This window comes from Curvibacter sp. AEP1-3 (assembly GCF_002163715.1).
GTDB lineage: Bacteria > Pseudomonadota > Gammaproteobacteria > Burkholderiales > Burkholderiaceae_C > Allorhodoferax.
This window is the reverse complement of record NZ_CP015698.1, coordinates 1,702,822-1,729,396: the sequence shown is the minus strand read 5'-3', so window position 1 is coordinate 1,729,396 and position 26,575 is coordinate 1,702,822. Positions and strand designations below refer to the sequence as shown.

Below are 26,575 nucleotides of genomic sequence, written 5' to 3'. Positions count from 1 at the left end.
GCACCTAAAATCCAGCATTTCTACTCGCTAGGTAATACAGGCTACCGACTGCAACGAAATGCCCAATCAATCGGATATCCCCATCCAGTTGCACTCGCACGACCTCAAAAACACCCGCGACCTGCGCACCCTGTTGCTGGAGGCTGCGTACGCGTTGCAGGAGCGCCCCGCCGTTACCGAGGCCCATATCTACCTGCACAACTGCACACTGGCCAAAAAGCGGGTGGTCACGGAGTTTGAACAGTTCAAACAGATCGCGCTGCCGAAAATTGGCAAACGCATCAAGCTGCACGACACCCGATTGCCAGCAGAGCGCGAGTTGGTGCTTTCAAGGGATGCTGCTGGCGCAGCAAGTGACCATGTCAGGAAACCCAGCACCGCCAGCCAGGAAGCCGTGGTTGCCTATTTGCTCCAACGGTATCTCGACTCTCTACCTAGCGTGAGCATCAGCACCATCGCCGAGCAAACCCAGGCCAGCTTACCGACTATCTACAAGGTGCTCAAGACCTATGGTCACTGCATAGACAAGGATCCGGAAGAGAAGACCCTGCGGTTACGGTCCTTTGGTCAAAACGACTGGCAGCATTGGATTCAGCGCAGCAACCAGCTCTCCAGCGTCTATTTCATTGACCGTTCGGGCGCTCCCCGAAGTGCCAGCCGGCTGGCCAAAGGCCTGGCGCGATTGAAGCGGGAAGACCTTGCCGTCGGTGGATTGATGGGAGCTATCCAACACTTGCCCGCTCTGGATGCAACTGCTTCGCCGCAGCTTGACATCCTGGTGCACGGTACCAGAAGAGCAGACCTATCCTTTATCACGGAAATTGATCCAGGATTGGAGTTGCATGAAGGGCGACCCGATGTGGCCCATGTCGTGGTTCACTTCATTGACCGGCCGGTATCGCTTTTTTTGCGTCACGGCGGGCAGCAGTGGGGTTCATTGCCGGACTGCATCGCCAACATGCAAAAGGCAGGGTTGACTCACCAAGTCACTGACGGATTGCGTTTGCTGCGAACTCGTAGCTGACGCTTACACACCTCTTCGTTTGATTCAGGTTGGCAATACGTCTCCATTCGATATGAGTCACAACATGGAGGGCATGATGGGTTGGTCGATCCAACCCTGATCGCCCTTCACAAGATATGACTTTTTAGGGAATCGCTGCTCCACGGGGTCTTCATAGAACTTGCCTTGTTTCATTAGACGCCTATTGCCTTTGAGCAGCACCTCGTAATCACAAAGATAGCCGTCAACCTTCGTCGCACAATTCACGTTTGTCACTTCGACTGATACAACGGTCAGCACATAATCCGAAGGAAATTTCGGTCGTATGGCCTTTGCGATCTCTTCAGCAGTAGGTTTCGACCCGCCGCAACCGGTCAGCAGGCCGACTACGCCACAAAGGAGTGCGGTGGTCAAAAAAGGGGCCGAGCCATTGCGACGAGTGGGCTGAGATTTGTGCATATTTGTTTGCGGCATGTGAGTCAAAGTACTTGATTTGCGCTCAGCTTGAAGAGCAATACGAGCATGCGCAAAGGCCACGCCAGCACCATCCAGATTTTTGCGCTGAACACGTTATCCAGAGTGTTGTAGTTTGGGTGCCACTCAACCAGATGCTTCATTACGTATCGGGACATGAAAACACCGATCGCGAGATAGCCAATCAGAAACATGGATCCCAGCAGCCATACGATGAGTGCCATGACAGCCAGACCGCCAAATTAGTAGCCCCAGCCCTGGGCAATGGTCAGGTTCTGGTCGCCGATATGCAGGTCAGATGCTTCTGCCGATTGATCCCCATGGGAGGCGTTACCGAATCCTCCGGTGTCCAACGCAAGGCCGCACCCGCCACAAAACTTCATACCGTCCTGCAGTTTGTTGCCGCATGCACTGCAGAACTGCGCTAGCGGGCCTGATGCAGATTTGATTTCCTCGTTCACTCTCGCTCCCTTCGGTAAATGTACGAATTGGTGTGTGTACGAATGAATATACCAAATCGACACTTTGGTGGTGTCACAACGCCAACTGCCCCCGCAAAAGTCCTTTGGCTTAAGGATTAAAGAGCTGCGTTATGAAAAGTCCTTGACGCAAGAAGACTTGGCTGACCGCACGGGCATGTTCCGGACTTATTTGAGCCGGATCGAGGCAGGGTTGGCCAATCCCACTTTGACCATGCTGCACACACTTGCAGGTGCGCTGGAGGTTGAAATTGAAGAGTTGTTCAGCCCCGCGAAAAGCGTGCCGCCTAAAGTGAAGTCGGCGAAACCGATATCCCGAGGTAGGGTTAAGCGGTAGTGCCTGAACAATTTTTGGCGAATGCAGTTGGGTTAAGCTGAATCGTTGCGCCAGAATGACTTCTTTAATTCAGGGAGGGTGGAGTGAACTATCTTGACGAAAAATCGCGACAGGTGTCACCCGGCACGGCTGTTGCACTTGGTATCAGTCTGTCAACTCGACATGACAAGGCGGGCGAGCTGGTTGAGATGCTCAACTTTGCGACCATGGTCGCGCAGATGGGATACGAAGATTTGGTGACCAGCGTCTTTTACGATAGCAACTCGTGTACTTGCAATTTCGAGTTAGCTGATGGTTTGACGCATGCCGATCAGGGCGCGTTAGCTATCCTCCATTGCGCGAAACAAACCATTACCCAATTTGAATGGGATGGAGAAATTTTTCATGGCGCCCCCTTACATGCCGCAGACGGAGAAGCAAGTGATGCAGTCGTCAATGACTTGACAGATGAGTTCGACACGCGTTTGGCGGCATTGCAACGGGCCAATGCACCAAAGTCGGAACAAGACGCGGCCATTGATGTGTATGAGCGCGTGAGGACTGCCCGTGCCATTTGTCATGCCTTGCTGGGCAAAGATGTGGCCGACGCATCGGTTGTTTCGGTCGCGATTGAGTTGGGCCGTGTCTCATCATCACTTAAAACTTGACCGTATTAGGATGGGTCGTGAGCGGCTGGCCTTTGTTCTTGGCCCAAAGATGGGCATGCGCCGCTTCACTCGTTTACCCAATGCTTCAGTAAAAATCTTGAAAATCGCAATCCTGCAGAGCTTCACGCGTGCCTGAGGATAATTGCTTAACCAGTCCAAGTTCTCCGTCGGCCCCTAGTGCGGTTATATTTGAGAAAATTATGGGCGATAACCCGCACTAGGGAGAGAGAGATGCTGGATTTCGATGCGCTGAGTGGCGCAATTAGCGGCGCGGCAGAGATCATTGAGCCCCGGCAGATTTTCACGACGTTGGCACGACACCCACGGTTCATGTTTCCTTCCGCCAACCAGGGCGAGGTCTTGGACAAGTGGTTCGAGAAGCGTGCACGGCGTGACAACACGATCAAAATGAACACCGGCTCCGGCAAGATGCTGGTGGGCTTGCTGGCGCTTCAGAGCTGTCTAAACGAGAAGGTCGGGCCGGCCATTTACGTCACGCCGGACAACTACTTGGTGACCCAGGTACTCAAGGAAGCGCAAGACCTCGGCATCCCTGCCACTAACGACCTCAATCATGTTGGTTTCCTGTCCGGCCAGGCAATTCTGGTCGCCAATATCGACAAACTGGTCAACGGGAAGTCGCAGTTCGGTGTCGGCGCTGGAAACGTCCGTGTCCCGCTGGGCAGCGTCGTCATCGACGATGCGCATGCTTGTCTCGATGCTGTGGCCGACCAGTTCAGCATCGACCTTCCCACTGGGCATGCCGCCCACAAAGCATTGCTCAAGCTATTCGAAGACGACCTGAAGCAGTACTCCGCAGTTGGCTGGATAGAGCTTGATCGAAACGACCCTCAGACTTTGATCGCAGTGCCATTCTGGGCATGGCAGGATAAATGCCAACAGGTATTGGAGATCCTTGATGCACACCGAGATTCGGATGAGTTGAAGTTTAGCTGGCCGCTGCTCAAGGGCGTAATCCCGTTGTGCACATGCGTATTCGGAGCTAACGCACTTCAGATCAAGCCGCGCTGCCTTCCCATCGCTCAGATCCCTGCTTTCGATCGCGCAAAGCGACGGATCTATATGACCGCAACGTTAGCCGACGATGGCATCCTAATCACCCACCTCGACGCAAACCCGGAGGCGATCGCGGATCCGATCAAGCCTAAAGGTGCTGGCGAGATTGGTGACCGCATGATCGTCGCGCCCCAGGAGTTCAACCCTGAGATTACCGAGGAAGACGTCAAGACGTTGGCAAAGGCTATCTCGGCCCACCATAACGTTGTAGTCTTGGTACCGTCGTTCACGCGAGCCACCTTCTGGCGTAGCGTAGCGAACCAGACGTTGAGCAAGGACTCGATCGCCGAGGGTGTAGTCGCGCTCAAAAACAAGCACATGGGGTTGACCGTGCTGGTCAATCGGTACGATGGCGTAGATCTCCCGGAAAATGCCTGCCGGCTGCTCATCGTCGATGGCATCCCCGAGGTGCATGACCTAGTCGAGCGAAATGAAGCCTTAGTTCTCGACGGCACGGAGTTGCTGTTGCTTAGGCAAATCCAACGCATCGAGCAAGGCATGGGCCGCGGCGTACGCTCTGGCGAGGACCGCTGTGCGGTGCTGCTACTCGGCGCTCGATTGACTCAGCGCATTAACATGCCCGAGGCTCGGCGCATGTTTACTGCTGCCACGCTCGCGCAAATCGACCTCGGCAAGGCCGTAACCAAGCAGCTCAAAGGCAAGCCAATCAACGACCTGCTGCCCATCCTTGAGCTCTGCATCAGTAAAGACCCGAAGTGGTGGCTGATGGGCCGCCAGTACGTCGCAAAGGCACCTGAGGGGGCTTTGAGTCATGTTGATATTTCGATTCCTCTTGCACGCAAGGCCTTTGACCAGGCTTCACTGGGCCAATGGTCAACCGCAGCCGCTGCGCTGCAACCAGCTGCTCATGCTGAGAATGATCCAATCGTCCGCGGATAGCTCAAGCAGCAACTTGCCGAGCTCACGCATCACGACAGCCCTGTCGAAGCGCAGAAACTACTGCTGGCCGGTATCGCCGACAACCCTCGAATCCTGAGGCCCCTCCAGGGTGTCACGTACAAACGTATCCCGACAGCGACCCGTGGCCAGGGGGAATCGTCAGAAGATTTCGTGAGGGGACGTTTTATCGATCCCAACGCGCTTGTCTTGTGGGCCAAGGCGCTGCTCGCTGACCTTTCCTGGGACCCGGATAAGACCGACAAATTCGAGGCAGCGATGCAGGACCTGGGCCACTTCCTGGGGTTCGGTTCGCAGCGCCCCGACAAGAGCTATAAGGACGGTGGTCCTGACAACCTCTGGGCGCTGAGCAGCATCCGGTTTGCAGTGATCGAATGCAAGAGCGGGCTCGACGATCCGGCTAAGCCTATATCCAAGGACTTTTGCAACCAGCTCTTGGGATCCGAGTCTTGGTTCAAGACTCGGTATGAGGGTAACCTGGTCACCGATCTCATCCTAATTCATCCATCAAGTAAATTCGGTCCAGCTGCATCGCCGGCCGGGAACATGCGAGTCATGGACATCGTGTCGCTGCAAAAGCTGAAGGTGGCGGTAGACGGATTCGTCAAAGCAATCCTCTTTGGCGATACCACCTTCGCGCCAGCCCCAAAGTTTGCGGAAGCGCTGGTGCACTTTGGACTTGATGCGTCACACATTGTTGCCCGTTACACCGTGGCACCGACCTGATCTGTATGTCTCGTGCGAAAGGTATCTTCAAGAAGCTCCGCAGCCAGGGTCTGGCGGCGCTTGATGACCTCATGCCCGAGTCGCTGTTCCTGGACTCCAAACGATCGCCCGATTGCGGTTCGTCGAGGGTGGCAGAGCGGACCAAGGTTTCATATGCGATCACCACGGCATTGCGATGCTGCCGCAGCACGAGCTATCCATTTATGCGAGCTAGAAAGCCAGTCATTCGCCAAGGTCCGCAACTGGCGGCTGACTTGACTTTGACTGCGTTTGGCGGCTTCAGGCTGGTTGCTGCCGGTCAACTTTGGCAAGCAAGTGGCCGCTGAGGCGGACACCAGCGCTAGTCCACCTATGATGGAGAGCCATGGCCATCGACCTGAAAACCCTAGGCTCAAAACTCGCCAAATACCGAGGACAGCTCAAAGAGTCCATCATTGCGGTCGCGTCCGCGACCGGCATTGACGCCGCGCGTCTAACGGCCATCGAAGCGGGACAGGTCGAACCGACAGGCGATGAAGTGCTGATCCTGGCCGACCACTATCGCTGCGACTTCAAGTTCTTCATCTCAAACGAACAGGTGGCGCCGTTCGAGCAAACCGAGACGCTCTACCGGGCCCATGGCAACGACTTCACGAAGGAAGATCGCCGGTCCATCCAAGACTTCCTATATCTGTGTGAGACCGAAGACTTCTTGATGAGGGAACTGGGGCGTCCACCCAAGGACTTTTCCTTTTCGCCAAGCGGCGACTTCTTTAAAGGCCACGGCGAGGCCGCCGCCGCGCGACTGCGCGCCGCTCTGGGACATGATGACCGCGTGGTACCACGCGATGTCTACGCGGAATTTCGCAGCGTCGGCGTCCATGTCTTCCGCCGCAAGTTAGGCAACTCGAACATTTCCGGCCTCTTCATCATGCATCCGGTTGCCGGAAAGTGCGCCTTGGTCAACCATAGCGAAGACATTTACCGCCAGCGATTCAGCGCTGCTCACGAAATGGCCCACGCCATCTTCGACTCTGCGCAGGGCGCCAGCGTTAGTTTCGATGGCTCCAGCGGGTCTGACTATTTGGAGCTTCGCGCCAATCGCTTCGCATCGTGTTTTTTGATGCCGCCCGCCTTTTTGAAGAAGCTGCCGCCGCCAAACCAGTGGAGCGACGCGGATGCTCAGCGATGGGCCAACGATTTGCGAGTGAGCTGCGTCGCGCTTGCCATCGCTCTCAAAGAGGCCAAGCTCATCGACCAAGCCAACTACGACCGCATACGCAGATTGCGTGTGCCGCGCGAAGCCAAGATCGATCCCGAACTGCCCGCCAGTCTCAACACCACGCAGCGCCAGCGCAAAGCTCACCTCCTAGAGCTTGGCCTCTCGGACTTCTACGTCGACCTGTGCTTCGAGGGTTTCAGCTCTGGTGTGATCAGCATCGGTCGTTTGGCCGAAGCCCTGCTATGCAGCCACGGCGAGCTCGCCGAACTTGCGAACCTCTATGGCCGGACACTACATGGCCATTGATCCATCGAAATTCCATCTGATCAATGTCGCGGACACCTGTTCGGTATGGAACGTGCTGTCGTCTGCTCGGCTGCACTCCGCCGCCAAAGAGGCGCATTGCGAGTTCTGCGTCACCAGCTTCGTGCGTTACGAATGCCTGACCAAGCCGCGAAGGGCCTCGTCTCCAACAGAGACCGAGCTGATGCGACGGCTGACCCAAGAGCAGGCCCGAGGCGGCTTCGCCGCCCACTCATGCGACATCGGCGACCTGCAGGCCATCAAGCTGCTTGAAAGCCGAAAAAAGCTGGGCAAGGGTGAGCTGTCCTCCATCGCCTTCGCCATGAAGATTGGCCAAGCCGTCATCACCGACGACATGAAGGCGCGCAAGCTGGCTGAAGATTCAGGCCATGCCCTCGCGCAAACCACTTCTCACCTGTTTTCTTGGCTGATATTCAAAGGCCGCCTTGGCGACTCGGACAAGGCGACCGTCATTGCACAGCACCAGTCGATGGAGCGCCCGCTCGCTCCGCATTTCGAGAAAGCCTACGAAATGGCGTTGCAATGCAGGCTCAATTCGATGCCGTGACGCGCAACTCAATGAATGAAACTTGACTAGGGTCGGACACTGCAGCTGAGTGACCAGTTACCTCCACACTGCGCAAGAAGGGGGAGAAATTGGCGCTTACGATCGATGTAGCGCAAAGGTTGCTCACCTGACAATGCGGCCTGTGAGGGATTCTTTGGTCGCTTGAAGACGGAGTTGTTCTATCCGCGCAACTGGCACAACACAACAGTGGATCAATTCATCCAGACCGTCGACTCTTACATCCGCTGGTACAACGAGAAGATGATGAAGATATCCTTGGGTTCACTGATTCCCGTCGAGTACCGTCAAAGCCTTGGAATTTGCGGTTAACCAGTCCAAGTTTTACGCCGCACCCCCATTGGCCCATTATTCAAGCGGCAGCCATATTACCGAACAGCTGATCATTGGCATCCTGAGGGAAGCCCAAGCGGGCCTGGCGGTAGCCGAGCTGTGCCGCAGGCACAGGTTCTCAGCGGCCTGCTTTGACCTTAGACGTAGCAAGTTTGGCGGCACACGTGTCAGACGCCAATCGCCAGAAAGAACTGGAAACGGAGCAAGAGCGACTCAAGCGCTAGCTAGCCGAAGCCATGCCCGAGAACGAGGTAACGAAAGTAGACTTAACAAAAAGTGGTGAGCGCACCGGCCCGACGCAAACTGGTGCGCCACTTGATTAACCACGGTTTGAGTGAGCGCCGTTCGCTACGCGTCGTCGGTGTGAGCGCCAGTGCCTACTGCCATGAGCCAGCCTAGTATCGCAACTGTGCGCTCAAAGAAAAGATCATTGCCCTGGCTCGGCGGCTTCGCTGCTATGACGCTGGCATGATTTATCTGAAGCCGCGCCAAGTTGGTAAATTGGTCAAACACAAGCGTGGGGATCGCCTGTACGCCGAAGCAGGCCTGCAGGTGAAGATGCTCAGGCGCAAGAAGATTGCCTTTCAGACCGGCATCCTCTTGAGCGGCCGACCCGTAGCCAATCAGGTGTGATCCATGGACTTCGTGTTTGACCGCACCGCGAGGGACGTAGCATCAAGAACCTCACGGTGGTGGATGACGCCACCCATGAGGCTGTGGCCAACGCGCCGGAGCGTGCTCTGGGTGGAAATCAACTGGTGCACACGCTGGATCAGTTGGCCCACACGCAAGGGCTGCCCAAAGCAATCAGAACTCATAACGGGAAGGATTTCTGCGTTCGGGTCATGTTGACCTCGGTCCATGCGCGGGGTGTTCAGTTGTTTCTGATCGAACCCGGCAAACAAAACCAGAACGCCTACATCGAATCATTCAACGGGCGATTCCGGGATGAATGTCTGAATGAACATTGGTTCACCAGTTTGCAGCATGCCCGAGTTGTCGTTGAAGCTTGGCGCGGGGAGCGCAACGAAGAAAGACCAAAGAGGTCGCTGGGCGGATTGAATCCAGCCGCCTATGTAGAAGCAATGATTCAGAAAATAACTAAATTAATCTCGGACTAGGAAGCCCAATGCTGATGAAACCGGGGAGACGTCGCTCAATGGCCTAAATCTCTGACATTTCGTTGGGAAAGCAATAAGCTTAATTGATCATAAATTTCGTTAATCCTTGTAATTTTTTCGCCATTTTCTGACTGAGCTAATTCGAAGCTTAAATCGTGAAGAGAGCAAGACAATTGAACTAATTCATCCCTAAGCTCAAACAGCTGCTTGGCTAACAATTCAAACTCGGTTCTGGTCGACATAGTTATATTAAAGTAGGAGTTAGGTGACAATTATTTCCTTAAGAGGAATCCATAGATGACTCTAAAAAGATAAAGTGAGTTACCGCAAATAATTCCGTAAATCACGGCAGGAAGAATTTCGGTACCAAACAGCAGAAATGAAAGGATGCAAACTATTGAGAGCGCGCTAATAAAGAAACCTGGCAAAATTTCCTCCCAAAAAAATACGCTGGTGATGTGAATTTATAGTGCGTGGCTAGATACTCAAATATCTTGCTTTGCGTTAATGTTTATTAATTTGTAAAAAAATAATGATCAAACGAAAGGCCGGAAACCAAACGGACGTACGGATGGTTTGTTGTCACGACTAGATATCCCATTATTTCGGATTGAACCTTCGCCCCTGCGCCGATCATGCGCACCAATGTTTAAGCCGATCTGAATATCATATTTACTCCTTTTTGCAGGGTCTGAAAGTACAGAATACGCAAAATTTAAGTCTGACATTTTTTTGTCACGATCCCTAACTGCAGCCTGCTCAAGTTTGTCTGGGTGATGTTTTTGAGCTAAACATCGATAGGCTGCGCGGATAACATCTCCGCTAGCATTGGGGCTAACTTCAAGTATTTCGTACAATGAATGCATAGAATAAACAAGTATGCAAAAAAACTGAAAAGACCACTGTTCTTAGATAAAAAGTGTCAAATATTTGGTTAGGCAAACTTGCGTTCATGAAATCGCGCTTCGGATAGCTGAAGCTATTTATGTGCTTTAACAGCACTGGAGGCGATCTCTTGGAAACGGAATGGATCGCAAACTTTGGGAATTACTGTAGTAGAAGGTCCTATAGATTTAATGTAAATCGTTCCAAAACCTAGAATTTCCCCCGGTTTGTTTTGAGATGCACTAATCGATTCAACTTTGTTTAATGGGAGTTCAACTGTATTCCTGAGAATGTGACCAACTTTAATAATAATCCTTTTGTTTGTTACTGCTACCTCGGTGGAGCTAATCTTTGCCCAACTCTGGCAAACAAGAAAAACTCCAGAAATGAAGATCGGCCACAAATAAATGAAGCCCAATAAGGAAAACGAGAGTCCGATGGTGGAAATCGTGAAGCTAAAATATAGATCCGCGCGATGAATACTGCCGAATAAAATTATCTTTTCTCCATTCATTAAACTGGACTGCACGTAACTCATGGGGGTAGATTTTTACTTTACTAGAGTCAAAATAGAAGTTGAGATAATTGGATATCAGAAAAAACTAACTGTTTTTTATTTTCAACCCAGTGTTCTTGTTCTTCATCAGCAATTGATTACCGCGAAACAATTTAAGAAGAATTTGATGCAAGTAGCCTCTTCTGTAAGCAATCGACTGTCAGCCTGCATGTACGGAAGCCTCACCTTTATGTTCATAACTGCATTCATAAAATAGAGCGTTGCGTTTGATAGCCTCCTCGAGAAAATGATGAAGTGGAAGTAGAAATTTCTAGAGCAGAGTTCCTACATGTAGAAGTCAAACTTTTCCGGCAGCCAGATCATCGAAGCACTCAAGCGTGCGGAGATTGGTCTCCCCGTGTTCGAGCTATGACGTGATGTATTGACCCAGTGAATTTCTGCTCAGGTGTTCTCTTTAAAGGAAACACAGATGAGCACGAGGATGGAAGAAGACATCAAACGCTGGACAGCCAAGCGCAAAGCTGCCTTGGTCATGGAAATTATTCAAGGCAAGACCACGGTCGCAGAGGCCAGCCGAAGCTTTGACATAGCACCCTCGGAAATCGTGGAATGGGTGGACGAAGCCAAGTGCGGGATGGAGAACGCCTTGCGTACCAAGCCTCTGGAAATCAAAGCGCAGTATGAGCGTCAGATCAAGGATTTGCAGGAGGCCTACGGCGAAGCCATGTTGGAGCTGCGTGCCTGAAAAAAGCTCAACTCCATGCTGGGGCTAGAGGACGAGAAATGATCCTGGGGCTGCAACAGCAATTGAAAGAAGATGGCATTGAAGTCAGCCTAGTCAAGCTGTGCCGCTGGTTTGAAGTCCCTAGACCCACCGTTTGTTACACGCCAACTAAGATGGAGCCAAAGCTGCAAGACCGGTTTGTCACGCCTATCAAAGCCATGATCGAAGAGAACCCATCATTCGGTTATCGCACCGTGGCACATCTTCTCGGCATGAACAAGAACACGGTACAGCGGGTATTCCAATGCAAGGGCTGGCAGGTTCGCAAGCGCCCAGTGGGTTTCAGACCGCGCATCCAGGCGGTGCCATCGGTAGCCAAAGTACTTAATGAACGTTGGGCGACCGACCTCTGTCGGGTATGGGCTGGTCGAGACGGTTGGACCAGCCTGGCGTTGGTGATTGACTGCCATACGCGTGAACTGCTGGGCTGGCACCTGAGCCGAAGCGGCAAATTCAAGACAGCAGAATCAGCACTAGAACAGGCCTTGATCACACGCTATGGGTGCCTGGGCAAGGTGCCAGCGCCGTTCCTGCTTCGCTCAGACAACGGCTTGGTTTTTACCAGCCGCAGCTACACAGCATTGGTCAAAAGCTACGGTCTGCGCCAGGAATTCATCACGCCGTACACGCCAGAGCAAAACGGAATGGTGGAACGGGTGATACGCACGCTGAAGGATCAATACGTGCACCGCCATCGATTTGAAAGCCTGCAACATGTCAGTCGACTTATTGGTGACTGGATTGGTTTTTATAACAACCAGCGGCCTCACCAGGCCCTTGGTATGCGTACCCCTGCTGAGGTTTAGGCTTTAGCAGCCTAGCCTGTGCAGATACCGCTGGGTCAATACAGCGAGTCCATGCGAAAAACCGGGGGAGCTAACCCGCCGGTGCCGGCAATTCCATCGTGGGTGCCCGAACTGCTGCAGTAGCTTTTGGGACGGGAGTCAGCTACCCGGAGTAACTCTCCGCTGGCTTCCTTTCTTCAAGGTATTAACCGTTTCTGTGACCGAAGAAGGTGATTGCGTAGGCGTAGATGATGGTGACAATTGGTCAGACTTCCCAATAGTCGTGTCATGCGCAAACTCGTACTCGAGATGACAGCCTATGGCCCACACGGCTGCACCTGGGATGATCCAAATCAGTACCAATACCAACGTTTGGATGATCGCCGTCGAAGATGTCGGCTCACATTGAGAGCCCGATATTTCACAGGCTTTTATCAATCCCGGGGGGATGAGGCTAATCTTTCCTGAAATGTATAGCCCTAAGCCTAGAAGTATTTCGAGAAGCACGACAAAGAACGCATTCCCATGTTCCCGAAGGTGGCGATAAGAATCAACTAACTCTTTGTTTTCTTTGATCCGTCTATTCCTATCGAGCTTCAAATAGTAGTCCCACATTTCCGGAGTTTTTTTAAACCCAGTCACGAGCGCGCGAACTTGGCTGAGCGTGAAAAATATCAGCATGAATATCGTTACCGTGGCAACTAAAAACAATCCCTCTGCTGGCTTTCTTCCGCTGTCTCGCGCGTAGAGCCCCCAACCCGTAGCGAGCACTGCAGATGTTAAGGTAAGCCACATCGTGCTTCCCCGGAAACCTGTTCTAGGCATCTCAAATCGGGTTGCGTGGAAGAGTAGAATCGGCGCGCTTGCCAAATACCCATAGGCCAATCCATATGTGATCAGTAGCGGGGCTCCCGCCCCCTTGGTGATCTCGTTGACATTGCCTTCAGGGAATGGAATGGCAACGCCATTCTGTACAAGAAAATTGACTATCAATACACCAAAGACGGTTCCTAGTGCGTAGCGAACGAAGTAGAACTCCCACCATTTACCGGTGCCTGTTTTTTCTTCTTTTTTACTTCCTTCTGCTTCGGCCATAAGTCCCCTTATTATCAAGTTTACAGAAATTGTTTTCTAAAGCGGCTTTGTATTCGTCTGATTTTTAAATTTGTTCATTGATGCAGGTGATGGAGTAAATTGACCATCGCACAGGCGCATCCTGCCCCCATTATCAGCCTCCTAATTTAAGGCCTTTGGCGTTATCTACGCTCGAACACCAGGGCGGGTCAAGTCAGCATGCGGCATTCCAAAATCCACAAGTGGTCTTGAACTTTTTGGCGAGATGGCGCATGTTTTTCAAATCTGCTCCCGTGTTGTTGGCGCCAATGGAATCTTGACAGTGGGGGCTGCGGCAACTGGCTTGCCAAACTTGCCAACTCGGAGGGATGTCGAGATACAACCTCTATTCGATCGTACCTCTCAACCCTAAGAAATTTTATTGGAATGCACTGTATTCTGGACAAATATTAGATTGCTTGCCATAATGTCCTTTATTATGGACAAAATAAAGACGCCTCAAATGCTTGGCGCTGCGTTTCACAAAATGCGTAGCGAGGCCGGCCTTCGACCCAGCAAAATCGCGGAACGGGCAGGCCGCAGCCGAGATATCCTATACCGACTGGAGGGCGGCAAAGACGTCTCTGTGAGCGCACTACTTGATCTTCTGCGGGCCACAGGCCATGCCATTCAGATCGTGCCGGCTGGCCTTCCCACAATGGACCAGATGCGCTCTATGTTCAAGGAGGACGCTGATGACGACGCGTGAGCTTCCAGACAAAATCAAGCAGCTCGATGTATTGGTTGGCCAGGACATCGCAGGGAATCTGGTGAAAGACTCCATCTACAACTTCAGCTACGCCGAAGATGCCTCGAACAAGCCTGTTGTGGGTCTGTTCATGCCAAGGACCTCGCTGTCGTACCAGGATTCTGCGCTGTTTCCTGTGATGGATCAGAACCTTCCCGAAGGTTACCTGTTTCAGCGCATTCGGGAAATGTTTCCGAAGCAGGCGTTGACCCCGATGCACCTGCTCGCGCTTGCAGGGACCAATGGTATTGGTCGTTTAGGTTTTCTGCAAAAAGGAGAGCAGCCCACCAAGATGCAGACCGTGTCGCGCGAGCAACTCTTGCGTGCACACCCTGACCAAGGTCTGTTCGATGAACTGGTGCGTACTTACCTGGGTACCGGTACTGGAATTGCTGGCATGCAGCCAAAAATCATGGTTCCCGACAGAGCTACGGTGCCTGTGCCCAATCTCATTGTCAAAACGGGATCTCCTGTGTATCCAGGGCTAGCCGCGAACGAGTTTTTGTGTATGACCGCCGCAGACAGGGCCGGGATCACGGTGCCGGCGTTTGATCTATCCGACGATGGGTCCATGATGATTCTGGACCGCTTTGATCTGCGCGAAGACGGTACCAGGCTGGGATTTGAAGATGTCGCTGCGCTGATGGGGCTGCAGGTGCATGACAAGCTTTCCGATCGGAAGTACCACGGCAGTTACGAGATGATTGCCGAAGTGTTTCGCACCATCAACTTGTCGGCCTCAGACCTGGAGGAATTCTTTGCGCAGGTGGCGTTTTCTGCGATGGTCCGCAATGGTGATGGTCACCTCAAGAATTTTGGGGTGCTATACACATCGGCGGCTGACGTCCACCTCTCGCCCATGTTCGATGTGATAACCACTTCGATCTACCAATACGAACGCTTCCCTGGCGGTCCGAGCATGGAAGACAACACAATGGCTCTCAAATTGTTCCGCGGTAAGCAGAGCAAGACAAAGACCTATCCGCTGCCTGATGAGCTGATCCAGTTTGGTACTCAGGTGTGTGGTGTGACACGGCCGCTGGAAGTGCTAGAGCGCATTGCGCAGGCCCTGCTGGAGACGCTGCAAGAGTACAAGATGGACACGCGAATTCCGGATGGACTGATAGCCAAGATGGGCACCGCCTGGGAGAAGGGGATGCCCAGCCGCACGCGTGGCACTGTTTTTTTGGCGACAGCAGGGGAAAACACAGCGAACCAGGTCCAGCTCCGCTTGCATGCGCTGCCGACGCTATCGCACATGGCGGGCGCGAGGTACACGCTCTGGCAATGTGCGTCGACTGCCATGCAACAGACGGGAGACACTGCGATCGATTGGAAGGCGGTGGAGGACGCTACGATCGCAGAAAGCATGGGCAGCAAGGGACAAACTGCCGAGAGCGTCTACGACGTCTTGCGCATTCATAGCCCAGGCGCCGTGACAGAAGCACAGCAAGCCGATCTCGCGCAACGTGTGGATGCCATGGCGAACAAGCTTACGCAGGCTCCAATAGATCCGAGACCTTCGCATACTCAAAGAGCACCTTAATCAACTTGCCGAGACGTCATGCATCCTGAGCGGTGACTATGTTGCGGCAGACCTCAGCGAACCGATCTGCAGCGTCACCGAACTCATCACCGTAAGTCGATTTCTTAGTCAAAAAAATCATCATCTGGTGAAACAAGTTTTTTTAGTTGGGAGATTTCTAGCGTTCTGATCTGAGCCTCAAACTCCTCAGGCGTAGCCGCCACCATCACCATCTTGTGTTTTGTGCCCCATCCATTAGACTGAATTGCCCCGTGTTTACTAGACACCTCCGAGCCGTTGGAAACAGCGTTTCTCGAACTCTACGGGCGAGATGTCGTCAGCGGTATTGTGCCGACGCTTGAAGTTGTAATAAATCTCAATGTAATTGAAGACATCGGCCCTCGCATTCTGTTGGGTCAGATAGATCTGACGCCGAACGCGTTCGCGCTTGAGCAACTGGAAGAAGCTCTCGGCCACTGCGTTGTCATGGCAGTCACCTCGCCGACTCATGCTACTGACTAAGTTGTGATCGCGCAAAAAGGTTTGCCAAGCATGTGCTGTGAACTGGCACCCCTGATCTGAATGCACCAGTACCGATTCCTGGGGCTGTCTGCGCCACAGCTCCATCAAGAGTGCATGAGCACCAAGTCTGCATCTGTTCGACTGTCCATGGACCAGCCAATGACCTGTCTGGAGAACAGATCAATCACCACGGCCAAGTACAGCCAGCCTTCATGTGTACGGATATTGGTGATGTCCGTGACCCATGATCTATTAGGTTGATCCGGGGTGAACTGTCGGTTCAGGTGCTTGGGGGCAACCACAGCAGGTTTGCCACCGGGTGCACTTGAGCGGCGCCGGCAACCTGTTTGTGAGCGGATACCTTCGCAGGGCAAAACCCGGGCAACCCGGTGTTTGCCGCATTGCTCGCCTAGGTCACGAATATTCAGTGTGAGTTTGCGGTAGCCGTAAACGCAGCCGCTCTCCAGCCAAGCCTGCTTGAGTAGCCCCAGCACGCGATGGTCATCTCTACGCTTCTCACCGATGGGTTCACGCCTCCATGCGTAGCCGCCGCTGGGGTGTACATACATCACCGCACACATCCTGCGCACGCTATGGGCACGTTCGTGACGCTGAATAAACGCGTACCTTACCAGGACAACTTGGCAAAGTACGCGGCGGCTTTTTTTTAGAAGTCGCGCTCCTCGCTCACCCGTTTGAGTTCGGCCTTGAGTCTGCGCAGTTCCACCGTTTGGGGCAACTGCTCTTTGTGCTGCCCAGGGGGGGGCAATTGCTGCTCTTGAATCCACCTGTACAGACTGTGCTGACTGCCCCCCAATCTGGCGGACACCTCGGCCACTGAATGGCCGCGTTGCGTGATCTACGTGACCGCTTCGATCTTGAATTCTTCGGGAAATCTCTTCTGACACATATCACCTCCTATTAGGCCTCACGTTTGAGACTCTGAGGTGTCTACATATTCCGGGGCGATTCAGGCATATTCTATTCCAAGAACAATAAACCACCCTCCCAATAATTTCTAACCAGAATTCTGTTCATTAGATTAGAACAAATTCAATTCAAGAAGAAATGTATTAATTTAACGCAATTTGAGCTTAATCAACAAGGAGGAACGCAGGTGGAAAACGGTGCACTAATTTGACTTTAGCTATCACTTAGCCATGGACGCATTTTTGACTCAAATGATCCGCAATAAACAATTGAAGCCCAACAAAAAGTAAAATTTAATTAAAAATACTTAAGAGTGTTAAGTCACAACTATCAATTTGTCAAAAAATCTCTGGAAATGCCGCCATGAAAAATCTTTTTGCAGATGAGGATTTACTTGCCAAACTTGGAATGCAACGACATAGCATGTCCGGGAAAACAGCGTTAATCACTGGCTCAGCAAGAGGTATCGGAGAGCACACTGCTTACGCCCTCGCCTATTTGGGTATAACTGTAGTGATCGCAGACATATCGGAAGAAGGCAAAACCGTTGCAAACCGAGTATTGGATAGCGGAGGCTCTGCAGTATTTTTTAGAACTGATTTGCGATCCGAGTTATCCACATCACTTCTCATTAATGATATCTATGAGAAGTTTGGCAACATTGACATATTGATCAACAATGCTGCGCAAATACAAATTGGAAAGACTTTAGAAAAATCGATCGTAGATTGGAATAGTGACTATTCCGCCAATCTTGTTGCACCATTACAGTTGATGCAAAATATAGTTCCCAAAATGCTGGCTGCGAGAGCTGGCACAGTCATTTCACTTATATCACTTGAGGGCATGCCATTTATGGGCAGTTACTGCTCCAGCAAAATGGCGCTAAGGTCATTAATGATTTCTTTAGGGAAGGAAATTCCTGCGGAATCTGGAGTTTCCGTGTTTTCGGTCATGCCAGGTGCAGTCGATACTTTAACTATAGCCAACATGATTAGTTCCTTTTCAAAACTAGTTGGCGTAAGCGAACCCGAAATCAAACAGATGATGTCTAACAACCCAGGCTATGAAGGACTGGTTCCTGTAGCTCATGCCGCGGCGTCATTAGCTTGGTTTTGCTGTAATGCACCCCAGTTTCATGGTCAGTTTGTCGACGGATTTTTGCCGCTTAGTCAACACAATATCATTGAATTAGATGACTATAGTAACAAACAGCCTCAACCGGGCAATTACTCAAGCATACCCAATTTTGAAAGAGATATGAACGAGTTAATTCAAGTTAACAGAAGTTTGGAAAATAGAATTAACGAACGAACTCGCGAATTAGAAATTGCAAACAAGAAGTTGCTTGAAGCGAGCATGACGGATCCTCTGACCGGACTATGGAATCGTCGATATGCAGACATTGCGATACGAGAAGAAATTGCCCTCGCAATGCGAAATTGTGAAGAAACCCCACAAGGAATTCACCTAGTTCTGATGGACATCGACCACTTTAAGAGTATCAATGATCATTTTGGCCACTCATTTGGCGACCACGTATTGAAGGAATTTTCAATAATTCTTCAAAGCCAGTGTCGCTCCACGGACAAAATCATTCGTTGGGGCGGGGAAGAATTCTTGGTTATCGCAAAAGATATTCAAAACTACAGCATTGAGTCTTTAGTCGAACGAATAAGGTTGTCGGTCGAGAATCACCTTTTCATTGGTGAGAACGGAGTTAACTTGAAGTGCACCTGCTCTATTGGATTTGCTGCACTCTCACTTTCCGCTAATTCGTTTACGCCTTCATGGGAGACAGTTGTCTCAATCGCAGACTCGTGTATGTACGCTGCAAAAAACAACGGTAGGAACCAGTGGTTTGGCACAGATGCTGATTTGAATACGATTGATAGTATTGGTTTATCGCCAAAAAACTTGGATATAAATGCACTACGAAATTTTGGACTAATAAAGTCCATGAAACAAGCTTAAAAGTTGTTCGAATAAATTTGCAGGACTACGCATGACAGCATTGCATATGCTTTTCAATGACGTTGGTATATTTTTTTAGCATTCATTTTTTAGTACTGAACGAATGCAGTTTTTCATTTTTGAATAAATTAATTTTGAAGACGTTATTCATCGCGTACCCAACTTGAGTTTGGGAATGAATGATGAAATTTTCTTACATCCTCTTGAGTCTTCAGGACATGTATCTAGTCGATCTTTATTGTTATCACCAGGTGGATGAGACGCTGACACCAATAACTAAGGTGGCGGGGTCGATACGCTACAAGCGAAGGAAGTTATTCCGGAGAGGGAAATGAATTCGACATTTGTCGGAAGGAATTGGCAAATGCACTTACCACATTGCAGATTTCGGTTAATAAACTTAAGCTAAAAGAATTGGAGCGGAATTTCGAAAAGTCACAATATAAAAGGCCACCTCGAATTCTGCAAACTAGCGCTAAAACGGAACGAAACCTCGATGCGTGAGTCTGAAACGTTTCTGCTCATTTTCCAACCTTTACATATGAAATCGAGCAGATTATGCGTCCTGACAACCTCCAGCGCCTGTGCCTGTAAAAACCCAGTGGTTTCTGCAAACCTTCGGAACCACTCTGAAATAGTGACGAGGCAAACTCGGGCTCACACAAGAAGTCGTATCTGAGGTTGCGCATATCGACCGCTAGTTCATTATGGTGATCGAATAGGTGGCCATGCAGCCAACCATCGGCATCCTGTGAAAGCTGGCAGCAGAGGTGGACCTAACGCCTGCGGATCTCGCAGATCGCGTGGATCGGTAGTACCAAGAATTCCGCGCGGTTACTGTTTCAGTTGGCAAGGCATCCTAAGTTAAGACTAAGTGACCAAGGAGACTTTAGTCCGCGTAGACGAATTCTTCGAAGTCGCTCGACATGTCGAGGCCAAATAGTATGTCGCGGCTCTGCGAGAAGCGATAGGTTAATTGACCGGCACCACGACAACGTTCTGTAAAAACGTTAGCCAAACTCTACTAACGGCTTGGCTACAGGCGACACTCAATTGAAAGTGCAACGGGCCTTGGCGTGCAGCCGAGTACCAAATACTTACCTTCAGAATGAATTTTCAAACTACCAGCCTCCATAAATTTAAGGCAAAGAGCATGATGGCGACGATTGAGCAACTCGGTATTCAAAGCACCGCTCATCGCTCAGTTTTAGTAAAAGCAAACGCTGGGGCTGCCAAAACCACGACTCTTGCATTGCGCATCGGAGAACTGTTGGCCCGTGGACATCCGCCTCAGAACATTCTTGCGCTGACCTACACAGATTCCGCCCGACGTGCATTGAGAGACGCCATGGTGAAAGTAGGAATTCAATCAGATATGTTGGCCCGAGTGGGGGTTACGACTTACAACAGGTTTGCGGTGCACTGTCTTGATGATGACACACAAGTCATCTCTGAGCCCGAGCAGACAAACGGGCATATATGGAAGGCTCTAGAGCAGTTACGCGAGCAGTCCAGCGAGCACGACATCAAGAGGTTTTGGAGTCCAGTTGATGGTGACAATGACTTTTCTGAGATGTTTCTGCGTTTTGCCGCCAAGGCAAAGGGTATGTTGGTAAGAGAAGCAGCATTTTGGGAAGAACGAAACATCACGTGGGACTTCGCCGAGGAAATCGGGATGGACTTCACACTTTTGCGCCTACTCGGAAAATATGAAAAACTACGTTTCCCGCAAGGTGATGACTTTCCGCCCAGATTCCGATTCGGCCACGATGCCACCTATGATCTGGCAAGAATTATTGGTGATCCCAACTATCCAATGTCTGACCGGCGGTCACTCATTGGCAAGTGGCCCTTATCTGTAAAGGCTCTTTTGGTCGACGAAATGCACGACCTCAACGCGGCGATGTTTACGATTACAAAACGAATAGTGGAAAGCTTTCCAGACGCTTATTTTTGCGGGGTTGGTGACTCTGATCAGGTCATTCACGCGAGTGCTGGGGCAGACCGAAAATACATGGACAAGGCACTATTTGAGGACACTACCGGGCGCCAAGTAAAAGTGATGAATTTGACAGCGAGTTTCCGCTTCGGCAAAGGGCTTGCGACCCACGTTGGATTTTTTTCAACCAAGCCCTATGCATCTGGTGCGAAGCATGAGACTCAAGTTATCCACACCACATATGAAGATGACATAGATTGTGCAACCCAAGTAGTGTCCGCAGCCAAGGCCTGGAAGTCTGAAAAGAGGCCCTTGAGCGAACTGGCCGTTCTCTTAAGGCAACCGCACCAATCTATTCTCATAGAGAACGCCTTACTAGAGGCTGGGATGCCATATTCCACGACTGGATTTGAAACCTATCTGCATCGCCCAGAGGTCCTACTTGTACGGGCTTTATTGGCCATTGGCCTTAACCGGTTCGATACCATCACCAGCGTGCAGACACGCAAACGTATCGTAGAAGCATTGGTGTCATTTTGCCAAGTTGAACTAGATTACGGTCAGGATGACGATAAATACTTGACACCTGTCCAACGCCTTGAGATAGCGATCAATGAAGTGACTCTTCATCCAGACACGATTCGGATTTTCCTTGAGGGCCCTATCTTTCGTGGATCGTCCGCAGCAGTGCGTAGACGGTTGAGTAAATCTCTGAAGATCGTTCAAGAGGTCCGCGAGGCTAGTATGTTTCCCATGATGCTAAATGCACTTGAAATGGCGGTATGGGCAAATGACAGGTGGGTGGAAAAGCAGCGCAGAGTGGATGCGATAGCTCATCTGCAAGGGCTAAAGATCGCAGCATCGGGCTATTCCGATGTGGTAGCGTTTTTCGATCACCTCAACCAAATGGAAATTAAGCATGAGAAACACGAAGAAGAATATCAACGAGCCGCGAAATTGTCTAGGCTACACCTAGCTGATGTGGCTACCGTAAAAGGTCTTGAGTTTGAGCACGTGATCTTGCCATTTTTGGCTCAAGGTGAGTTTCCAGCAAGTAACTGCGAATCGCCTACAGACGAACGCAACATGATGTACGTGGCGATGACACGTGCTCGGTCCGTTCTTTCGGTCATAACCAGTGCTACCCAACCAAGCGAATTTGTTGGCCAGTTGGGTATCTGACAGTACCCAAGTCCATCAATCACGAACTGAAAAATGGCATCCAAGGCAGCTCGCGTAATCCGATCATCGATGAGAGTGAATATATAACCTCAGCATCGGTATTGCCTTTGTGGTAGTGAGCTTCCGACGCCTTGCCTTTTGAACTCCGTCGATGTCCTTGCGCATTAGGTGTAGATCCGCTTTTTAATGCCACTCGAAATTTCCGTACATGAGTGGTGCGGACATATTTCTGGACTTCCGTTAGGTGTTTAATTTATTCCTACGAAGAACAAATTGGGGCGGTAAAGCTGTACGTCAAGCTTGGCGAGCGCCTCAACGGGACCATCCGGCAACTTGGCTACCCCACCAGGAACGCATTGAAGGGCTGGTATCGGAAATACATGCAGAGCCGGGATCTGCATGTCGGGTATTTACTCATTTGACAGAAGTATTCATTTCAATAGGAGCACGGCAATAAACGCGATCGACAAAGCCACTGTGCGAGCACAACTTTCTGAGCTGCCTTTGCGGAATTTAACAAAGACGATTGTGGGCTGGCCTGAATGTGTTTTTTCTTACCTGCCTTTCCGGCAGTGAACTCCACAATGGGCAAGCAAGACTTGGCCCTACTTTTCTGAGCTGCCTATGCGGCGGTGAACACGGGCTTCCAGAGTCAAGTATCAAGCGTATCTTTCTGAGCTGCCTATGCGGTAGTGAACTCAGTTGTGAGTGCCCTCTGCGCACTCGTTATTTTCTGAGCTGCCTATGCGGCAGTGAACTTGAGTGCGGTGAATACGGCACTGGCGACGAATTTCTGAGCTGCCTATGCGGCAGTGAACTGCTTTTCTCCTGAATTTTCTTGAGTGCGAGCGTTTCTGAGCTGCCTATGCGGCAGTGAACATCAACTGGCGACCGCCCGAACTGAAGCTGTACTTTCTGAGCTGCCTATGCGGCAGTGAACTACATATGCAAAAACATAGACGGACCGACGTCCCCCCGGATTTGAGTAGCGCCTAAGCTTGGAGTCCAATCCCATAGACAGGAGATTGGACGTGAAGAAGAGATTTACCGAAGAACAAATCATTGGCTTCCTACGCGAAGCGGAAGCGGGCCTAGCGGTTGCCGAGCTGTGCCGCAGGCACGGCTTCTCGGAGGCCAGTTACTACCTCTGGCGCAGTAAGTTTGGCGGTATGAACGTATCAGACGCCAAGCGCCTGAAGGAGTTGGAGGCAGAAAACACTCGCCTCAAAAGGCTGCTGGCCGAATCCATGCTGGAGAACGAGGTGACGAAAGAAGCCTTGAGAAAAAAGTGGTGAGCGCACCGGCCAGACGCGAACTGGTGCGCTACATGATCGACAAGGGATTGAGCGAGCGGCGCTCGCTACGTATCGTCGCCATGAGTACCAGTGCCTACCGCTATGATCCAGCTCAGGACCGCAACTGCGCGCTCAAGGAGAAGATCGTTGCCTTGGCCCAACGTCATCGCCGATACGGCGCTGGCATGATCTATTTGAAGTTACGCCAATCAGGCGAGATCGTGAATCACAAGCGTGTAGATCGCCTGTATGCCGAGGCGGGCCTGCAGGTGAAGAAGCGCAGACGCAAGAAGATTCCCCTGAGCGACAGACATCCATTGGAGCGCCCAACTTCAGCCAATCAGGTGTGGTCTATGGACTTCGTGTTTGACCGCACGGCTGAGGGGCGCAGCATCAAGAGCCTCACGGTGGTAGACGACGCAACCCATGAAGCGGTAGCGATCGTGCCGGAGCGTGCATTGGGTGGAAACCAACTGGTGCGAATCCTAGAGCAACTTGCCAGCACCAGAGGGCTGCCCAAAGCTATACGAACAGACAACGGCAAAGAGTTCTGCAGTCGAGCCATGCTGACCTGGGCCCATGCACGCAGTGTGCAACTGTTCCTGATCGAGCCCGGCAAGCCCAATCAGAACGCTTACATCGAATCATTCAACGGGCGGTTTCGTGATGAATGCCTCAATGAACATTGGTTCACAAGCTTGCAGCACTCACGCGTCGTCGTGGAAGCATGGAGAAAGGAATACAACGAGGAAAGACCGAAGAAATCGCTGGGTGGCCTAACGCCGACAGCCTATGCAAAAACATTGATTCAAAAACCAGTTAAATTAACCCCGGACTCCAAAGCCCAGTGCTACTGAAACTGGGGGGACGTCGTTTTCACAAAAGGAGTATTCAGATGGCTGGTTGGTTCGAACTTGGAAAGAGCAGCGATGGACAATTCCGTTTTGTCCTAAAGGCCGGCAACGGCGAAATTATTCTCACGAGTGAGTTGTACAAAGCCAAGAGCTCGGCGGAGGCTGGCATCACGTCTGTACAAACGAATTGTGCGATTGATGATCGATACGAGCGTAAAACATCTACCAACGGAAAGCCCTACTTCAATTTGAAGGCGGCAAACAGCCAAGTAATTGGCACGATTCAGATGCACGCCTCCGTCGCTTCGCGTGATGAGGGGATTACCAGTGTGAAGTCGAATGGATCGACCAAGACAATTAAAGATAACACCTAACCATTTCTGGCTCACCGAAAAGGCTCGCTCCCTGCAAGCCTGGGGTGGGTCTTGTCGGTGAAGCGTACTGCAACTTGAGGAGAAATCGTGGCACGCGAAGGATGGGCGGAAGACGTTAGATCTCACTTGGCAGTCGCAAGCGTTGGGGGTTCAACACTGAGGATGCAATCAACTGAAGGTGGTGTGAAAAGAGCAAGAGAATTCCTCATTTCCAGCATACCGCTCACTCAGTTTTCGAGTTTCAGCGATCTCAATTACGCCGATTTTCTAAATGGCCAGGCAGAAGCGCTGGCGCTGAAGCTCCCTCGGCCGGAAGATGGAAGACCTAACTGGGGTGCAGCGCGCAAGGCCATCAATATTTTTATGCGGTTGTGCGCCATGAACAAGGATCTGCACCAGGGCTTCAATTTAGTGAGTATTGAGCCGTACCTTGAAGTCCCGCTCGATAGTCACGTGGTTAAGAAAATCGATAGGGAGATCGGTTCAGCATACGCGAAGAATTTCCGGATTAAGAATCTCACATCGCAACTCAGTTCTGAAATTCAGAGTGCCGCCACGAAAATTGCAATGGACAAAGGATTGCATCGGTACGAACTAGATGTTCTTTATTGGAATAGCGCATCGCTGATTTGATCAGTCGCCCCAATTTACGGCCCGACTAGCCTGAGCGATGCAAGAAGCGTCAATGTGCGTCACTCTGGAAGTGCCCTCTAGGGGTCAATCAAATCAGTATTCTCTTTCAAAACCACCAGGGGAAATATATGACGGTTCTGGCATTACTTACTGAACTTGGACTTGCTTTTTCGGACGTAATGCTATCAATCGAGGAGCCCGGTGGGCACGCCACCTTGCCATCAACTGGTTACACCAAAAATATGGGCGTGGGGCTAGCTGTGACTCCGACAAAACTTGTGAGGAAATTCTTCCGACTTACTTATCGAGGTAAAAGTGGGCTTTTCCTAGTTGCAGGTACCGTATCGCATATCAAGCGACTGGTGCTCAACATAAAGCGCGTTCGTGATTTTCCGCTGACCTTGGATGAGCATTACAAAAGGCATCTCAACGAAGACGACGCCTTGAGCGCACTTCATGTTTCCTGTCTCTTCACGGAGGGCGAAGGACTTAGGGAGTTTGAGATATTGGGTGTATTTGACGGCAGAGATTTCGCCAGACTTTTTGATCAAAATCGCGTACTCGATTCCTTGCCGTACTTTGGTGAAACTAGGGTGGCTGGAGGCGGTGGAGCAGATCTCTTTCGATGGTTGTATCAGAGGGGCGAAGAATACGCCAGGAGAAAGCTTGGCAGCGAATCCATGACCGCGCGCTCTGATCGCGCCGTTAACTTGATTCCATCGCTCTTATTGGAGGAGGACACAAGAAGTACTTTGAGAACCATTCGCAATGGTGTCGGAGGGTATTACGAGGCCTTTTACATAGGCAAGCATACGATTGAACCTGTTGACTCTGTACTCACGATATTTGCAGCCATCAGAGGGAAAGGAGAGAACTCTTTCTTGGAGTTGCGACGGGTTTTCTACCATCGCTATGTGTCTGATTGGCTTTTAGTACTTTCATTGTTTGACTTGCCAATGCAAGTCCATGTGGGTGAAGAAATATCACTGCCGTTGGAGCAGTTTGAACTGTTCAAAATACCTCCGATTTTGGATCCTCCAGCGGAGCCATCTTGGACTTCGTCCAGGCTCGCGCTGGAACTCAATACGCCTAAATTCTTCCGCCTCACGTTGTATCGCGAGGTTGAAGGAAAGGTGCTCGATTCAAAGCGGTTCGCAGAGGGATATGAAGGTCGCCGACTGACATCTTCAAAGGTTGCGGGCGGGAAGGTGACCGTATCCATAATTAGATCCAGTCTCCAATACTATCTAGAGCGCTTTGGATCTCAGGACCCTGAAAATAAAGTAATACCAATTGAGTAGATACAGCTT

At 51.1% G+C, this 26,575-nt stretch carries 22 protein-coding genes and 4 pseudogenes; 19 read left to right on the top strand and 7 right to left on the bottom strand.

Going from position 1 to position 26,575, the window contains the following annotated elements; all coding sequences use genetic code 11:
- Nucleotides 1-58 precede the first annotated feature (58 nt).
- Nucleotides 59-1,024, top strand: coding sequence for a hypothetical protein (locus tag AEP_RS08200; RefSeq protein ID WP_087494925.1), 966 nt, complete (start codon nt 59-61; stop codon nt 1,022-1,024).
- A gap of 57 nt (nt 1,025-1,081) precedes the next feature.
- Here AEP_RS08200 and AEP_RS08195 read toward each other — a convergent pair whose 3' ends face one another.
- The 3 genes from AEP_RS08195 to AEP_RS08185 form a co-directional block, all read right to left on the bottom strand.
- A complete protein-coding gene (locus tag AEP_RS08195; protein WP_157673087.1) occupies nt 1,082-1,417 on the bottom strand; it encodes a hypothetical protein in 336 nt (111 codons plus the stop codon).
- Between the two features lie 65 nt (nt 1,418-1,482).
- Entirely contained in the window at nt 1,483-1,701 is a 219-nt protein-coding gene (locus tag AEP_RS08190; RefSeq protein ID WP_087494923.1) for a hypothetical protein, read from the bottom strand.
- A gap of 18 nt (nt 1,702-1,719) precedes the next feature.
- Nucleotides 1,720-1,938, bottom strand: coding sequence for a zinc-ribbon domain-containing protein (locus tag AEP_RS08185; RefSeq protein ID WP_157673086.1), 219 nt, complete (start codon nt 1,936-1,938; stop codon nt 1,720-1,722).
- Nucleotides 1,939-2,005: 67 nt separating this feature from the next.
- On the opposite strand from AEP_RS08185, the gene AEP_RS08180 reads away from it, so the two are divergent.
- The 8 genes and pseudogenes from AEP_RS08180 to AEP_RS08140 all read left to right on the top strand — a co-directional run bounded on the left by AEP_RS08180 (nt 2,006) and on the right by AEP_RS08140 (nt 9,205).
- Nucleotides 2,006-2,293, top strand: coding sequence for a helix-turn-helix domain-containing protein (locus AEP_RS08180; protein WP_335583064.1), 288 nt, complete (start codon nt 2,006-2,008; stop codon nt 2,291-2,293).
- Nucleotides 2,294-2,376: 83 nt separating this feature from the next.
- Nucleotides 2,377-2,940, top strand: a complete 564-nt coding sequence (locus tag AEP_RS08175) for a hypothetical protein (protein WP_157673085.1) — start codon at nt 2,377-2,379, stop codon at nt 2,938-2,940.
- 231 nt (nt 2,941-3,171) lie between these two features.
- Nucleotides 3,172-4,917 (top strand): helicase C-terminal domain-containing protein, encoded by a 1,746-nt coding sequence (locus AEP_RS08170; protein WP_087494920.1) that lies wholly within the window; start codon nt 3,172-3,174, stop codon nt 4,915-4,917.
- 171 nt (nt 4,918-5,088) lie between these two features.
- Nucleotides 5,089-5,661: a hypothetical protein gene (locus AEP_RS08165; RefSeq protein ID WP_087494919.1), complete on the top strand. Its 573-nt coding sequence runs from the start codon at nt 5,089-5,091 to the stop codon at nt 5,659-5,661.
- A gap of 364 nt (nt 5,662-6,025) precedes the next feature.
- Nucleotides 6,026-7,168 (top strand): helix-turn-helix domain-containing protein, encoded by a 1,143-nt coding sequence (locus tag AEP_RS08155; RefSeq protein ID WP_087494917.1) that lies wholly within the window; start codon nt 6,026-6,028, stop codon nt 7,166-7,168.
- Nucleotides 7,158-7,733, top strand: a complete 576-nt coding sequence (locus AEP_RS08150; RefSeq protein ID WP_087497251.1) for a hypothetical protein — start codon at nt 7,158-7,160, stop codon at nt 7,731-7,733. Before AEP_RS08155 ends, AEP_RS08150 begins: the two co-directional genes overlap by 11 nt.
- Nucleotides 7,734-7,844: 111 nt before the next feature.
- Nucleotides 7,845-8,063 (top strand): annotated as a pseudogene (locus AEP_RS08145) (IS3 family transposase); the annotation flags it as partial.
- A gap of 55 nt (nt 8,064-8,118) precedes the next feature.
- Nucleotides 8,119-9,205 (top strand): annotated as a pseudogene (locus AEP_RS08140) (IS3 family transposase).
- Nucleotides 9,206-9,741: 536 nt separating this feature from the next.
- Here AEP_RS08140 and AEP_RS21365 read toward each other — a convergent pair.
- Both AEP_RS21365 and AEP_RS08130 read right to left on the bottom strand, forming a co-directional pair.
- Nucleotides 9,742-10,071: a J domain-containing protein gene (locus AEP_RS21365; RefSeq protein ID WP_087494916.1), complete on the bottom strand. Its 330-nt coding sequence runs from the start codon at nt 10,069-10,071 to the stop codon at nt 9,742-9,744.
- A 113-nt stretch (nt 10,072-10,184) separates the two neighbouring features.
- Nucleotides 10,185-10,628 (bottom strand): PH domain-containing protein, encoded by a 444-nt coding sequence (locus AEP_RS08130; protein WP_087494915.1) that lies wholly within the window; start codon nt 10,626-10,628, stop codon nt 10,185-10,187.
- Between the two features lie 448 nt (nt 10,629-11,076).
- Between AEP_RS08130 and AEP_RS08120 the strand changes: the two genes are divergently transcribed.
- Nucleotides 11,077-11,352 (top strand): transposase, encoded by a 276-nt coding sequence (locus AEP_RS08120; RefSeq protein ID WP_087494913.1) that lies wholly within the window; start codon nt 11,077-11,079, stop codon nt 11,350-11,352.
- A 38-nt stretch (nt 11,353-11,390) separates the two neighbouring features.
- Complete coding sequence (locus AEP_RS08115; RefSeq protein ID WP_087494912.1) at nt 11,391-12,197, top strand: IS3 family transposase; 807 nt, start codon at nt 11,391-11,393, stop codon at nt 12,195-12,197.
- 138 nt (nt 12,198-12,335) lie between these two features.
- On the opposite strand, the gene AEP_RS08110 is transcribed toward AEP_RS08115, so the two are convergent.
- On the bottom strand, nt 12,336-13,271 hold the full coding sequence (locus tag AEP_RS08110; RefSeq protein ID WP_087494911.1) for a hypothetical protein: 936 nt from the start codon (nt 13,269-13,271) through the stop codon (nt 12,336-12,338).
- A gap of 445 nt (nt 13,272-13,716) precedes the next feature.
- Here AEP_RS08110 and AEP_RS21360 point away from each other — a divergent pair, with 445 nt between their 5' ends.
- A complete protein-coding gene (locus AEP_RS21360) occupies nt 13,717-13,998 on the top strand; it encodes a helix-turn-helix domain-containing protein (RefSeq protein ID WP_157673084.1) in 282 nt (93 codons plus the stop codon).
- A complete protein-coding gene (locus AEP_RS08100; RefSeq protein ID WP_087494909.1) occupies nt 13,985-15,583 on the top strand; it encodes a type II toxin-antitoxin system HipA family toxin in 1,599 nt (532 codons plus the stop codon). Before AEP_RS21360 ends, AEP_RS08100 begins: the two co-directional genes overlap by 14 nt.
- 258 nt (nt 15,584-15,841) lie before the next feature.
- On the opposite strand, the pseudogene AEP_RS08095 reads toward AEP_RS08100, so the two are convergent.
- A pseudogene (locus tag AEP_RS08095) lies at nt 15,842-16,943 on the bottom strand (IS3 family transposase).
- A gap of 434 nt (nt 16,944-17,377) precedes the next feature.
- Between AEP_RS08095 and AEP_RS08090 the strand changes: the two are divergent.
- From AEP_RS08090 to AEP_RS08065, 6 genes and pseudogenes are all read left to right on the top strand, one after another.
- The gene (locus tag AEP_RS08090; protein WP_087494908.1) at nt 17,378-18,988 is read left to right on the top strand and encodes an SDR family NAD(P)-dependent oxidoreductase; all 1,611 of its coding nucleotides are present in this window, start codon (nt 17,378-17,380) and stop codon (nt 18,986-18,988) included.
- 1,153 nt (nt 18,989-20,141) lie between these two features.
- On the top strand, nt 20,142-22,109 hold the full coding sequence (locus AEP_RS08085) for a 3'-5' exonuclease (RefSeq protein ID WP_198301917.1): 1,968 nt from the start codon (nt 20,142-20,144) through the stop codon (nt 22,107-22,109).
- Nucleotides 22,110-23,140: 1,031 nt separating this feature from the next.
- A pseudogene (locus AEP_RS08080) lies at nt 23,141-24,219 on the top strand (IS3 family transposase); the annotation flags it as partial.
- 80 nt (nt 24,220-24,299) lie between these two features.
- Nucleotides 24,300-24,632 carry a YegP family protein gene (locus AEP_RS08075; protein ID WP_087494906.1) on the top strand — a complete coding sequence of 111 codons (333 nt, stop codon included), beginning with the start codon at nt 24,300-24,302 and terminating at the stop codon, nt 24,630-24,632.
- Between the two features lie 87 nt (nt 24,633-24,719).
- Complete coding sequence (locus tag AEP_RS08070; RefSeq protein WP_157673083.1) at nt 24,720-25,265, top strand: hypothetical protein; 546 nt, start codon at nt 24,720-24,722, stop codon at nt 25,263-25,265.
- A 128-nt stretch (nt 25,266-25,393) separates the two neighbouring features.
- Entirely contained in the window at nt 25,394-26,566 is a 1,173-nt protein-coding gene (locus AEP_RS08065; protein ID WP_087494904.1) for a hypothetical protein, read from the top strand.
- Nucleotides 26,567-26,575: the final 9 nt, after the last annotated feature.